Origin of the sequence: Larkinella sp. C7 (assembly GCF_006149005.1) — a bacterium.
Taxonomy (GTDB): domain Bacteria; phylum Bacteroidota; class Bacteroidia; order Cytophagales; family Spirosomataceae; genus Larkinella.
The window spans coordinates 429,289-443,547 of sequence record NZ_VBSL01000002.1 but is presented as its reverse complement, the minus strand read 5'-3'; the positions used below and the strand labels follow the sequence as shown (position 1 = coordinate 443,547).

General features: G+C 46.8%; 9 protein-coding genes. 4 read left to right on the top strand and 5 right to left on the bottom strand.

Annotated features, from left to right (window positions below; all coding sequences use genetic code 11):
• Positions 1-23 precede the first annotated feature (23 nt).
• Positions 24-4,148, top strand: coding sequence for a CotH kinase family protein (locus tag FH871_RS06995; RefSeq protein ID WP_171062782.1), 4,125 nt, complete (start codon positions 24-26; stop codon positions 4,146-4,148).
• A 92-nt stretch (positions 4,149-4,240) separates the two neighbouring features.
• Here FH871_RS06995 and FH871_RS06990 read toward each other — a convergent pair whose 3' ends face one another.
• Together FH871_RS06990 and FH871_RS06985 are read right to left on the bottom strand one after the other, a co-directional pair.
• Positions 4,241-5,479 carry an FtsX-like permease family protein gene (locus FH871_RS06990; RefSeq protein WP_138990685.1) on the bottom strand — a complete coding sequence of 413 codons (1,239 nt, stop codon included), beginning with the start codon at positions 5,477-5,479 and terminating at the stop codon, positions 4,241-4,243.
• An 817-nt stretch (positions 5,480-6,296) separates the two neighbouring features.
• Entirely contained in the window at positions 6,297-6,911 is a 615-nt protein-coding gene (locus FH871_RS06985; protein WP_138990683.1) for an FISUMP domain-containing protein, read from the bottom strand.
• A gap of 1,286 nt (positions 6,912-8,197) precedes the next feature.
• Between FH871_RS06985 and FH871_RS06975 the strand changes: the two genes are divergently transcribed.
• A complete protein-coding gene (locus tag FH871_RS06975; protein WP_138990681.1) occupies positions 8,198-8,764 on the top strand; it encodes an FISUMP domain-containing protein in 567 nt (188 codons plus the stop codon).
• 753 nt (positions 8,765-9,517) lie between these two features.
• Here the strand turns inward: FH871_RS06975 and FH871_RS06970 are convergent.
• Together FH871_RS06970 and FH871_RS06965 are read right to left on the bottom strand one after the other, a co-directional pair.
• Positions 9,518-9,787: a hypothetical protein gene (locus FH871_RS06970; protein ID WP_138990680.1), complete on the bottom strand. Its 270-nt coding sequence runs from the start codon at positions 9,785-9,787 to the stop codon at positions 9,518-9,520.
• A gap of 249 nt (positions 9,788-10,036) precedes the next feature.
• Positions 10,037-10,513: a peptidylprolyl isomerase gene (locus FH871_RS06965; protein ID WP_138990678.1), complete on the bottom strand. Its 477-nt coding sequence runs from the start codon at positions 10,511-10,513 to the stop codon at positions 10,037-10,039.
• 326 nt (positions 10,514-10,839) lie between these two features.
• Between FH871_RS06965 and FH871_RS06960 the strand changes: the two genes are divergently transcribed.
• Positions 10,840-11,733: a hypothetical protein gene (locus tag FH871_RS06960; RefSeq protein WP_138990677.1), complete on the top strand. Its 894-nt coding sequence runs from the start codon at positions 10,840-10,842 to the stop codon at positions 11,731-11,733.
• Positions 11,734-12,388: 655 nt separating this feature from the next.
• Here the strand turns inward: FH871_RS06960 and FH871_RS06955 are convergent.
• Positions 12,389-12,787: a hypothetical protein gene (locus FH871_RS06955; protein WP_138990675.1), complete on the bottom strand. Its 399-nt coding sequence runs from the start codon at positions 12,785-12,787 to the stop codon at positions 12,389-12,391.
• A gap of 315 nt (positions 12,788-13,102) precedes the next feature.
• Here FH871_RS06955 and FH871_RS06950 point away from each other — a divergent pair, with 315 nt between their 5' ends.
• Complete coding sequence (locus FH871_RS06950; protein ID WP_138990673.1) at positions 13,103-14,176, top strand: AI-2E family transporter; 1,074 nt, start codon at positions 13,103-13,105, stop codon at positions 14,174-14,176.
• The last annotated feature ends 83 nt before the right edge of the window (positions 14,177-14,259 follow it).

Genomic DNA, 14,259 nt, shown 5'->3' with positions numbered 1-14,259 from the left:
CAAACTTCAAAAAATATTGTTTCATGAAACCCACATTTACGCTTCGCAGGCTATTGCCTGGTTACTTGATTTGTCTGTTCTTTTTGGGTATTTTATACGGAAATGCCCAACCGGTAACGATTGCGTCGGAAGATTACAAGGTTGACACGGGTCTGAAATTAATTGTTTGTAACCGGATACCGGTTATCCCGTCTTCTCCACAATCCCTGACGTTGGTTTTCGACAAAAATTATACGTATTCCGCAGCAGGAGAAGCCTTTCAGATCGGGAAAGAATACACCCTCGGCAGCAGTGACGGAAACTATAAACTTTTCTTTACGAACTTCCCCATCATTGCGTTCAACACCAATGGGGTGGCCATCAGTGAAGACGATAACCGCACTAAAGGCACGGTTTCGATTGCCAACCCAGGTGGATCGCCCTTTTCGTCCAGCATGGGCGTTCGGGTCAGAGGCAACACCTCGCGGCTGAATCCCAAAAAGTCCTATAATATGGAACTCTGGAAAGATCCTGCTGGAAACGAAGAATTCGAAACGTCGCTGTTTGGCATGCGGGAAGATAGCAAATGGCTTTTTCTGGCCCTCTACAACGAGCCCCTGCGCGTCAACAACGTGGCCTCGTGGGCGATTTGGCTAAAAATGCATCAACTCTATTATGCCGGTCAGGAGGCCGGTGCGCTTCCCGGCATCAGAACGCGGTATTGTGACGTGTTTATCAACAATTCTTACAATGGCGTTTATGTCATCACGGAAGATCTCGACCGCAAGCAGCTCAAGCTGAAAAAGACGCGCGACAATGGCGAAATCCGGGGGGAGCTTTATAAAACGGGGGCAAAAACCGATGCGACCGGGTTTACCAGTGTTTTCAATAATAACCCCTTACCGCCTTACGACAACAATTCGGCAACCTGGTCGGGCTACGAGATGGATTATCCCAAAACCCCTTTCTGGAATAATTTGTTTGGCATTGCAACCTTTATCAACAAGTCGACCGACGAAGATTTTAAAAACCAGGTGGCCGGGAAATTTAAACTGGACAATCTGATCGATAATTTCCTGTTTTTAAATGCGGTGGGGGCGTCGGACGATAATTTTGGAAACAACCAGTTCATTGCCCGCTACAAAGAAAACGAACCCTACATCTTTCTGCCCTGGGATTTCGATATAACCCTGGGGAACTATTACGGGTCGGTGGACCCGGTTGGCGAAAACGTGCGATTCAATGGCTTTTATTACCGTCTGTTAACGCTAAATCCGAACGGTTTTAAAAGTCGCATGAAGAAGCGGTGGCTGGCCTTGCGGCAGGGTGACCTGACCAATGCCAATTATAAAAAGAACCTGACCGATAATACCACCCTGCTGACCAATGAAGGGGCCTACAAACGCGAAGAATTGCGGTGGCCCGCTTCGTTGCGCCTGTCGGAACAAACGGCCATTCTGAACTGGGTTGACAAACGGCTCACGGTTCTGGATCAGTATTTTGCGGATTTTCCGGATCAGGATCCTTCTGCGGTGAACGTCACCCTGCTCAATTTTACGGGACAGGTTTCCGGAGCTGAAAAAGCGCTTCAATGGACCACCAGTTCCGAAAAAGAGGCCAGCCGGTTTGAAGTCGAATTCAGTGCCGATGGGCTGACGTATGGCAAGGTGGGAGAGGTGGCGGCATCAGGCAATAGTGCCGTTGAAAAAGCCTATTCGTTTACCCATTCGGATGCGTCCGCCGTGGCATATTACCGTCTGAAAATTTTTAATACCAACGGACTTTTTAAATACAGTGACCCACTGTTGATCGGCGCCTGCCCCAGTCCGCCTGCCGTGCCGACGCTAACCGCCAGCGCGACCGCGATCAATGCCGGACAGAGTACAGTATTGACAGCCGCCGGGTGCGCCCAGACGGTGTTGTGGAACACCGGGCAAAGCGGGAGCCAGCTAACGGTAAGTCCTGCTACAACGACCACCTACCAGGCCCGGTGCCGACAAAGCTCCGGTTGTGAAAGCGTCTTTTCCGAAGCCCTGACCGTCAAAGTTAACCCCGTAACCGCTTACGACGGCTATCTGAGCACGGCCAGTTGCACGGTTATTTCGGGCTGGGCCTGGGATGGCAAGCAACCCAATGCGCCGGTGGTGGTGGAAATTCTGGAAGGGCAGACTGTGATTGCCTTTGCGGTGGCCGATATTTACCGGTCGGAACTGAAAACCGCCGGGAAAGGAAACGGATTACACGCCTATGCGTTTGAACCGCCTAAAATTCTGTATGATAACAAACCGCACGTGCTGTCGGCCCGGATCAAGGGCAGCTCGTTCACACTCAAGCAGGGGCCTAAAACCGTTACCTGTCCGCTGACCAACAATGCTCCACTAGCGCCCACCATCGCCCCCTTGTCGGCGACGGTCAACACGGGTTTCTCGTGGACCTTGCCGATGTTTTTTGACGCCGACTATGGTGCGGTCTACTACAGCCTGAGCGGTTTGCCCGGGGGCTTGTCCTTCGATCCGATTTCACGGGATATTACCGGTGTGCCCACAGCACCCGGAACGTTCAACCTGACCTATTCGGCGTCGGATGGCATAGCCAACACGCCGGTTTTGATTTCACTCGTGGTCAGCACGACCGGTAGTGTGCCGGAACCGGTTAACCAGCAACCGCAACCCCCGGCAATATCTCCGCTGTCGGCCACGGTCAATGCGGCTTATACCATCACCTTAGCTCCCTTTACGGACACTGACCCGCTGACGTATGCACTGAACGGCTTGCCCAACGGCCTGGAATTTACGCCCGGTACCCGGGTTATTACCGGCATACCGACGGTTAGCGGTGCCTTTAGTCTGACCTACACCGCGACAGACAACCAGTTGGCCAGCAGTTTTTTGGTGATTTCTTTAACGGTAAGCCCGGCGGTTTCCGTACCGCCATCGACAACGGTGACGGGAAATTTTGAAGGCTATCTCGACAAGGTGGAATGCGGCAGCATTCGGGGGTGGGTCTGGGACCGCAACAAGCCCAATACCGCCCTGACGATTGAATTTTTTGCCAATAACATTTCCATCGGTACGGTCAACGCGGACATTTTTCGGCAGGATTTGAAGGATGCCGGGAAAGGCAATGGGGCACACGCCTACAGTTTTACAACGCCTGAATACCTGAAAGATGGCCAACTGTATGCCATTCGGGCGAAAGTAAAAGACTCGGACTACGCCCTGAAAGGCTCACCCAAAAATCTTACATGTCCGGGATCTGGCACAGGGATTCCGCCGACTGAAACCGGTAATCAGCCCCCGCAGGCTCCCGCGACGGTTCCTTTGTCGGCCACCCTGAATACTGCTTTTTCCGCCACCCTGCCACCCTTCACCGATGCCGACCCGTTGACGTATAGCCTGACGGGTTTGCCGGGCGGGCTGAACTTTGCCGGGGAGAGCCGTCAGTTGACCGGCACCCCGCAGGTGAGTGGTAGCTTTAGCCTGACCTATGCGGCTACTGACGGCCAATTGACAACCCGGACTTCATTCCTGCTGGTCGTGCATGCGTCGGCTCCGGTTTCTGCGACGGTAACGGGTAATTTCGAGGGTTATCTCGACAAAGTAGAATGTGGCAGTATGCGGGGGTGGGTCTGGGACCGGAACCAGCCGAACACGCCCCTGATGGTGGAGTTTTTTGCCAATGCTAACTCGATCGGTACGGTTAAAGCCGATATTTTCCGGCAGGATCTGAAAGACTCCGGCAAAGGAAACGGGGCCCATGCCTACAGCTTCCCTACGCCTGCCAGCGTCAAAACGGGAGCGTCCTTTCAGATTAGTGCCAAAGTACAAAACAGCAGTTTTGTGTTGAAATGGTCGCCGAAATCCCTGAATTGTCCGGAGGGAAGCCGCCTGAGTGTGGTGGAGGATTCGGGGGCTGAATCGGGCGATTTGCTGACGGTCTGGCCGAATCCGTCTGACGGTAACTTTGAGATTCGATATACGCTGGAAGCCGGAAAGCCGGGTGAACTGTCGGTGGTCGATGCCTCCGGCCGGGGCTGGTACCGCAAGTCCGTCGAGGGGGTTGGTCCCCAGCGGCAAAAGGTGTCACTGATCGGTGCGCAGGGTATTTTCTTTGTTCAGTTGCGCCAGGGGGCGACGCTGCAAACCAAAAAGATGGTGATCGAGAAATGAGGGGCTACAAGATGATCATCCCTACGGGAGTATCGAATGAAAATCCCGTAGGGATGTATCATCTTGTAACGGAGGGATGTAACCCTTAGATTCTATTTTTTGAATACCAACGCCTTGATCGGTTGAATTCGCGTGGCTACCAGCGTGGGAAGCCACATCACAAGCGCAATAAGGGTAATGGTGGCGAGGTTCACCAGGGCGATCACCGAAAAATTCCAGGCAATCGGCACCGTGTCCATGTAGTAGTTTTTGGGGTCGAGCGGGATCAGTTTGAAATAATACTGAAGGGCGCAGATGCCAATGCCCAGCAGGTTGCCAATGACCAGGCCTTTGATGACCATATTCAGGCCCACGTAAAAAAAGACCCGCCGAATCAGGGCGTTCTGACTGCCGAAGGCTTTCAACAGGCCGATCATGGGCGTGCGTTCCATCATCAGCACCAGCAGAATGGCGACCATGTTGAACCCGGCTACGAAGAGAATCAACACCAGAAAAATGCTGGTATTCTGATCGAGCAGCATCATCCAGTCGAACAACGGTTTGTAGGTATCTGTGACGCGCATCGGGCGCATGTCGGGCGAGGCCGCATCGCGAACCCGCCGGTAGGTTTCATCGATGTGTTTGAAATCCTTGACGAAAATTTCGTACCCGCCCACCGAATCCGCCCCCCAGTTGTTGAGCTGCTGGATTAGTCGCAAGTCGCCGACGATCATCACATTATCACCTTCCTCCAGCCCCGTATCGTAAATGCCTGTCACCTGCAGTTTGCGGGGGCGCAGGGTATTTCCGATAAAATACATGATAACATCCTTACCGACGCCGAGTTGAAGCCGGTCCGAAATCCGCTTGCTGATCAGGATCTGGCAGGAATAATTCGGATTACACTGCGCGCTGTCGTTGAAAAACCGGGGCAAGTGGCCGGCCACCAGTGAGCTTTGAAACAAACTCCAGTCGTATTCCCGGCCAACGCCTTTCAAAATCGCCCCCGAAAGTTCGTCGGCGGTTTTCAACATGCCGGCTTTCGTGGCTACACCCTGGATATGAAGGATGCCGTCGATGTTTTTTGCCTGCTGGTAGAGGGGCGTCTTGAGTGGCAGGGGTGTTTCTTCGTACGAATTATTCAGGGAAAATTTCGAGACGGTTATGTGCGAACCGAACACAAAAATCTTCTGCTGAATCCCGTACTTGTAGCCAAATAAAACCGCAAAGGCCACGATGATGCTGGCCAGTCCGATGGCAATGCTGGCAATACCAACTTTGGTAACGGTTGCGGAAAAACTCGTTGTGGGCGTATGGCGAATGCGCCGGGCAATAAAAAACGGAACGTTCAAGCGAAAAGATTTTAAGGATCAGGGCCTGTTTCGGCAAATTGGTTTACCTATTAACCGAAAAACGGCGAACCTGGAGACGGTTTTCTATAAAATAATAAATGTAATGGATACGAGCGGGACTACCTAATCAGCTTATTGAGGAATTTTGCTCGTTCGCCGGGAGTGGGGAAGCCAATCGATTTCGGAATATACAGAACTGGTTCAGCTACGTTCTATTCTGACTACCCAACGGAGCGGTATGCTGTCGAGGTGGACCAGGAGATTCAGGGGGAAGCGATGGTGTCGATCTGGGAGGATGCGGTAAAGGAGGTAAAACAGGTGGAGTAAAGGTGCTTTGGAATCTTTGTATAATAGAAGATGGGAAATCAGCCTTTGTCTTCGTCAAATGCATTTTGGGCAATCCGAGAGAGTGTTCAGTAAAGTGTGTCAATTTAGCAAATTCCAACTTGACACACTTTACTGAACACTCTCACAGCTGCCAAAATTTAGCCCATTAAATCTCCAATTTGAGAGACTATCAATTCCATAAAGACAAGTCAAAAGCGCAATTCTCCGTACCTGCTCATTAGAAAGATATTTCTAGTGGAGGCAGAAAATGAAAACTCCAGAGACACCTATCCAAAAACAGAGCCCCGCTAATCAGCAGGGCTCTGTTTGTCTACCATCTCTATTTCGAGGCAAGATGTACCTCATGCAATAGACAAGTTTTGGGGGATATACCTCACATACACTTTGCTTACCTAAAACAAATCTCCCATTTATGCGGCAAGTCGATTGACCGCAAAAGTGCATCGGGGTATCGTTTCCATCACGATCGCTATTTTGGTACAGCCCGAATACAGCGCACGGATAGAGCCAACTGTTTGTTTCCATCCTCATGGCGATTCAAAATTTCGGATCCGGCCCCAAAGTTATAAAACCAGGCCTGGCTGTGTCCGTTATCCGTCGCTGTCCAGTATAAACCATGCGCTTGAAAACGTGCGTAGGCTTTACCATCCGATTCACGGTTACCACCTAACTGTGCATTAAAGCCGGACTTACCATTCATGAGTAACGTTTTGTATGCCGTTTTGCCACCATCGACTGACTGATCTCGGACTCCACCATAGTGGGTCGCCATGGTGGCCCACTCAGCATTGGTCGGCAACCGCCAGCCTTCACCCAACATGGCACAGGCTTTCACAGCCGCTTGAAAGGTATATAAACGGCCATAGTCGGTGCAACGCGCTGGCTTTTCGGAATGGCAATACGACTCGCCAACATTGCTATTTAGATTCTGGATTAGCCATTGGTTATGATCAGCCATTATTTTCATCTTGTAGCGATTGCCGTCCTTATCGGTAACCAAATCGGCAGGTGCCTGCCCTTTCACGAATTGAAAAAGGCCTGAGAGGCAGATGGTCATCATGAGCGTCTTTGTAAAAGTGTTCATGGCTGGTAAGCTTGCTGTTTACAGTATCGTCCACTTTTCAATCACACGGTTTATAAATACTATTGGATAAAGTCCTGCTTTTCAAATCAATACCAACTCACTCAGTGAAATCAACCCTGGAGAGTCACTTGTCGTTTGGTTGAGTCAATTTCATCTGTGGGTAAATGACAGGTTCAGAAATGTGATATGAAACAGCATCTACTTTAGCAACACCCACAATAATTATAAAAATACTTTGGAAAGAATACAAATTGTTGGATCCGTGCTCATAAACCAGAGGCAAGAAAAACCTTCCATAAAACGAAACCCGGTAGAATCTACCGGGCTGTAGTTAATCTATACGTGTATTCATTCTCAAAATTATATGGAAAAATTTGATACCATTCAGTCCCGCTGACCATTCTCGTTTTACTAACCTTCTGGAATACAGTAATGATAGCCTACAGAAAAATAGTGGCCCTGCCTTCGTCCATCTCACCGACCGCTAAGGGGGTCTGAATCAGAATTGGGTCTTACGGGCCGGACAAATCTAAGGAACGGAACCTAATCAGAATGTTAAATCTTAAGCAGTACTATTCATTTCTAATTAACCTCCCAATCACAAAACCCACTAACTTATTTGGTAATTTGGGTAACCTAACATTTGATTATACAGGAAAAAGAATGAGACTTCACTTGTTTGGGGCTTCAGGCTCTGGAGTAACCACATTGGGACACAAACTTAGCATGAATTTAACGAGTCCTTACTTTGATACGGACTCTTATCATTGGGTCCCAACTTATCCTCCATTTACAAGTAAGCGACCCCCTCATGAGCGACACACCTGGTTAGTGAGCGATTTAACCAAGCAAGAAAGCTGGATCTTGGGCGGAACTGTCTACAATTGGGGTGAGTATTGGCGATCAGCCTTCGATCTAGCCGTTTATCTATGGGTGCCTAAGGCAATTCGTCTAGAAAGATTATACTTACGAGAATTGGAAAGAGGGCCACTAGTCGGTGTAGCGGCTGAACAGTCCAAGTTTTTCTTAGATTGGGCAGCTCATTATGACGAAGGTGATTTACCGGGCCGTAGCCGAGCGAGGCATGAAGTTTGGATGGGTCAATTACATTGTCCTATTCTTCGTATTGAAGGGGATATACAGATCGAAGAACGGGTAGAACTCATTCAAAAAAAGATTTCCCAAATAGCTCCCTCATTTACATAACCTCCTTTTTTGGAAAGACCTCCTACGACTTGATATTTTTAGATAAGCCTTATGATAACAACACTAAATCTGAAATAACAATGATGAAACAACTCATCTTAACCGTACTTGCTACCTTGATTTTTACTCAAGTGGGAATTGCCCAATTTACCGGTACCTTCACTGACTTGCGTGATGGCCAAACGTATAAAACGATCAGCTTTAAAGAAGCTTTGACTGGCAAAACCGTTACCTGGATGGCACAAAACCTGAACTACAAAGTTGAAGGTAGCTATGCTTATGATGACAATGAGAATAATCGAAGAGAGCTGGGCTTGCTTTATACATGGGAGGCAGCGAACAAAGCCTGTCCCAGCGGTTGGCATTTACCAACAGATAGCGAATGGTCTCTGCTGGTAAGGCAATTTGGCGGTACGGACCAGGCCGGTGAAACTCTAAAAAGCGTCAAAGGCTGGAATGAAGACGGTAACGGCACGAATAGCAGCGGCTTTAACGCCCTTCCAGCAGGTATCCGCAGAAAAAGTAGTTATGAAGTCTTGGGTTCTCTCGGTTTCTGGTGGACATCCTCATCTGCAGGCGCGGAAGGTAAGGCCTGGGGATGGAACTTTCACTATGGTGGTCCTCCCAGCAGCAATAAACAAAATTAAAAAAAAGCGTTTCGTTTCGATGCAGATGTTGCTAACGGTGTCTCGGTTCGTTGCATTCGGGATTTAAGATAATTGCCAAGGCTAAGGACACGAAAAGCAAGACCATACCCAAAGGAATCAGAAAAAAAACGGATTCACCCGGGAGGAAGGGCGAGACTATGAGATAAACTATTTTGAATCAGAAAATCCTTCCATTATTAAGATTGCCCGCGATCACTACGACGGCTTTTTCTATAAAGGAACCAAAGTTCAGCAATCAAAACAGCGAGAATAATGAATCGAGATGCATCCACGTGAGAACAGGGTATGTGAAAAATTACCACGAAACTATCAGAAAAACAAAACCAAACGATTACAAAAAGGGCAATTGGTATTAACTAAATATCAGTATTTATTAAACCTAGCAACTTTCATTAATCCATAACCAATCATTATAGGGCCGGGTGAAAGGATAACCAGTAATCCGATTTTTTTAAACAAATAATCCGTGAGAATGTGGCCTATGATGGTCACCCCAATAAAGAAAATGGAATACATAAGCCTATACATTGCTAACTTCGATAAATCTGGGATTAATGGCAAAATTACAATCCAGCTTTTACAATCCTGCACTTTGCAATTAATTCTTTCAAGGGATGCAAAAGCAAACATAAGTGCCATTTTCAAATTCCAAGTTTTATAGATTCCCAATTCCGTACACAACTTTCCACTTTACGTTAGTTCAGGTGATGATTGATCCATATTGACTACTTTTCACTCGTACTCTGTACTATTCTCAGAGAAGTTTTTACCCAACCTTTTCGTTATATTCGAAAACAGTTTCAATCTGAGAGCTTTATTATTTTTATCTGCCTCAGGTGCACCTTCAGGATTTGTATCATAGGAATTATACCACTGGTCGATTACTTCTTTTTCTTCCTTTGTGCATTCATTAGCAAGGTATTTGTTAATGAGATCAAGTGTGATGTAAGAAGGAATGTTGAGGTTATCTACAAAACTTAAACTGCTCATTTTAGCGTTCATAAATCTACATGGATGTTTAGCCGAATCCTGCTTGGTATAGGAATGGCTCTTGTTTTTGCATAGATGAACTTACTGGGCTTATTCCATAAATTATGATTAATAAAGCTATCAATCACAACTTCGATTGACTGAAATGGAATTTTATTTTGATGAATAACTAAATAGGCCTAGTCAAGAAATCACAGAATACGTAAAAATCTAAAATTTAACTGTAAAGTGGCCTCAATTAACACCTAAAATTTATTGGCTTCACCTAGATACTCGAATTATAATATGGCGAGTCTTAATTAGCTCACCTTTTCTATCAGTTAATTGCACAATATGATACCCAAATTCAGATTGAAAAGGTTTGGTGAACTGATTAATCTGGAGACTTCTGGCTGCCAGCTCATAGGGTTCAACGAATGTACCAGGTTTGGCCCACCCTACGTCTCCACCTCTTTGGCTGGATCCGACATCTTGAGAATACCGACGGGCAAGTTCTTCAAAATCAGCACCATTTTGCAATCTGGCATAAAGGGAGTCTATTTGGTTCCTAGCCTGCTGATTTGTATAGATCTGCTTATTCTGAGCACTTACAGCTACAGAAGTAGTTATAGAAAAAAGAAAAGCGAACAAAATTACCCTCATGTTATTCTTTTTATATCCATAACGCGATAATCCTAAGCAAATTATTCTTACTACTAAAAATATAGTTACTTTAATAAATCTCAGATATGGAATCATAAGACAAATCCCCGGCAATTTCTGGGAACTGTTCAAATAAAACTAATTATTATAAAATGAAGGTGCAGTGCACCACCAAGTGTCAAAGTTATTGAGCAATAAAGAAGTACTCCCATCAAATCGAACATTTAAGAGATTTTAACAGATTTATAAACCTCGGTATTTTAAACCGGCAACATAATCAATGGATAAATGCGAGTAAATCGAGCCTAGAAAAATCTTATTAATGATCTATGAACTTAACATGCCGGGAAGAAATCATGAGAATTCTGGTAATTTTCTTACTGCTTTGGATTGGTACTCACCAAACCTCAGCGTCTGCACCAATGGATTCCATCAGTGCAGCTGTGACAATTTCTGAGCATCCAAGAATCCTGCTTTGTCAAGGCGAGGAACAAGCCCTTCTACAGGTCATTCAATCCGATTCCAGCCTACGGCTTGTTCATAACCTTCTTTTATCACAATGTGATAGCCTTTTACTGATAAAGCGCACCGCCCTGAGTTCCATGCGGGTGGGGCGTATGCAACATAGCGACGTCCGGGAAGCCCTACGGCGGCTTTTTGCACTTGCCTATGGCTGGCGATTGACGGGCCGGCCGGACTATTTTGACCGGGCGAAACAGGAACTCTGGATGGTACTCATTGTATTTAGCAATCCGGAGCAGGTAGAACACCTGGCTGAAATCACCACAGCGGCCTCCCTGGCTTACGATTGGCTGTATGTTAATTTATCGACCCGCGAACGTGATTTTGCGCAAAAAACCATTCTCCAAAAGGGGATCGAAGCGGCCTTAGCTCCTCGTGACAGCAGTTGGAGTGTTCCCACGGATTATCAAAAACAAGTCATCAACACGGGCTTGGTTTTCGGGACGTTAGCCATCTACGAGACTCAACCGGATTTAGCTCGCTCGATCTTAAACCGTTCGATTCGCTCCACCAGACAATTGTTGTCCCTCTATGAGCCGGATGGGGCCTATCCCTATGGCTATTCGGCCTGGAGCTACGCTACCAGTTTCACGGCTTTATTAATCAGTGCGTTACAAACCGGATTTAAAACCGACTTTGGTTTGCTGGATCAGCCGGGCTTTCTAAAAACGGCTAGTTATGGACTGCATATGCGAGCGCCATCGGGCAACTGTTTCAATTATGGGGAAACAGTGCTGGAAGCCCCCCTCCAACCCGTTCAATTTTGGCTGGCTTCCCAGGCGGATAATCAGTAGGCCTGGTGGGAGGAGCGGAATCGGTTAGTAAGTAAAGGGACATCTACCTGGCAGAGGGAGCTCTGGGCCTCCATCTCCCGATCTAGAGATAAACTCTGAAGGTGAAAATCGAACAAATCAACCGCCTGGATCGTATCATGACTCGATATTTTAAGCGTTTTTTTCGTTGACATTTTATCAGCCATTGATGGATGTTTCTTTCCGTCACAACTTATTATGGCAATGGAAGAAATCAGAAGAAACCAGAATATTCCTTTTAGTAAACGAATCGTCGTTATCATAGCGTAAGGTTTTTTTGTCCCAGTCTGGGAGACATTTCAAACAAAACTGAATTACACCGGCCATCAATATCACAAAGACAAGTTAATAGCAATTCCCCCTAACTATAATCAGGAAAATTTTTCAACTGTGGTAATAAGAAACTGAAAAATTTACTTCGAAATGAAAACGAAAAAGTTGAAGCAGACCAACGAGAAACGATCAGCAATTCTGAAAGAGAAGTTCGCTTAGATTAATAGTGGACTGTCCGGTTACGACAGAAACATGAATCTGGTACTGATGTCGGAAACAAATCGGTACTTGAAAATTTAACAATCGTTCGATTTATGGACGAATCTCAGAGACCTTTTTATACTAATTTATTTCAGTGCTGTGATCAAAGGATGGAGTATTGTCCCAGACCGGCGGAATCAGTGGTGTTAATAAAATCGACGGCTTCTTGGATGGTATTAAATCGGCCATATAGCGGTGCATTCATAGGAGTATTTAACTCCTGAGACGCACCTTCTAGATTGCGCTTAACGAAATCTAGAATACTGTTAATTAGATCAGAGGGTATTTCATTTTGTGCTGAGATGGTGAGAAAGAAGTTTGTTGAAATAGCAAAATTTTCACTACCCCAAGTCAATCCATAAGGAAATACCATAGTCTGTAGGGATTCACTCTTAGCCTTCTCTTCTAGAATTAGAAATTCTGCTTTAGTGACATCTAACCAGCACAGAGTTATTTCTTGATCAGAATCCCCATCAAGGATAACAACCTTAAAGTCTTTCATACAATACATCTTTGAAGAGATATCAATGTACTAAAAATAGTTAAATATACCTCCCATTCACAAGCCATTAATCACACGTTTTATATATGACATACGTGTCTTGTGAAAGGAGGGCTGTCCGAGCCACCTGGAAACTATTGGTCTCTTATCTAAATTGAGACTTTTGTAGCTTTTTAACTTTATTAAAAATTAAAATACAACCTGTGGAGCCATCATCCACTTACATCGTAGTAAGCCATTGGCTCAGTATGCTTCAGTGACCCTGAGACAAAAAAGCTAAGGGCGAGTTATACTAATTAACTCACTGTTTCAAAGATGACTCCTAAAGAAACCCTACCTGTTTCCAACTCCGTATTTGTCCGACGCGTCGGGATTGTACTGGGGTTGACGATCTTCGCTCTGTTGTTGCTTAGCCTGCTGGGAGCCGCTTTCGATGTACTGCTGCTGATACTGGCAGCCACCCTGGTTGCCCTGCCCCTGCGAGCCGGTGCGCGATGGGTCAGCAACCGGACACGCTGGCCCGAAGGCGTCTCATTGGCTATAGTTGGTGTGGTGTTGGTCGGCGGGCTAGTTGGTCTGGGCCTGCTGCTATCTCCACTGGTAGCCAAACAGGCTGAGCAACTCCAGCAGGAAATGCCCAAGGTACTTGATAATGCCCGAAAACAACTTGAGAAAACTAGTTTGGGAAGTCGATTGCTCGATCAGGTACCCCAGTCGCCGGAAAAACTCTTTGAAGAAAACGGGACCAGTAGAAAACTAGCCCGTCAGGCATTCGGTGCCGTATCAACTACCCTTAATACGTTTGCGGATATTTACGTGCTGTTTTTTCTGTCCCTGTTTTTGGCCTCCCAACCCGGTTTGTACGTCGACGGTATAGTTATGCTGGTACCCAAGTCCGGGCGGCAGCGCGCCCGGCATGTCCTGGACAAATTGAGTGAGTCGCTGCTGGGCTGGCTCAAAGGCACTTTCCTCTCGATGCTCATTGTGGGCATTTTGAGTGGACTGGGTCTTTGGCTGCTTGGTGTTCGGTTGGCAGGTATTCTCGCGCTATTTGCGGGACTGATCACCTTTATTCCGAACCTGGGACCTATTTTGGCTCTGATTCCGGCCTTGCTGTTCGCCTTGCTCGATGGTCCCCAGCAGGCACTATACGTATTTTTGCTCTACAGCGGCATACAGGCCGTTGAAAGCAATGTCATTACGCCCGTCATTCAAAAGCGACTCAACGACATACCGCCCGCCCTGCTGTTGGTGATCCAGATCGTGGTTGGGGCGTTCGCAGGCACGATGGGTTTAGCCATGGCCGCTCCCTTGCTGGTGATCGGAATGGTCCTGGTCAAAATGCTTTACGTGCAGGATGTACTGGAAGACGATTCCGTGAAAATATAATCATGAAAAACCGTTTAATCCCATCCATGCGAACCATTGCGGTTTTGCTGACCGGCTTTTGTTTGTTGGCAACCTGATACCCT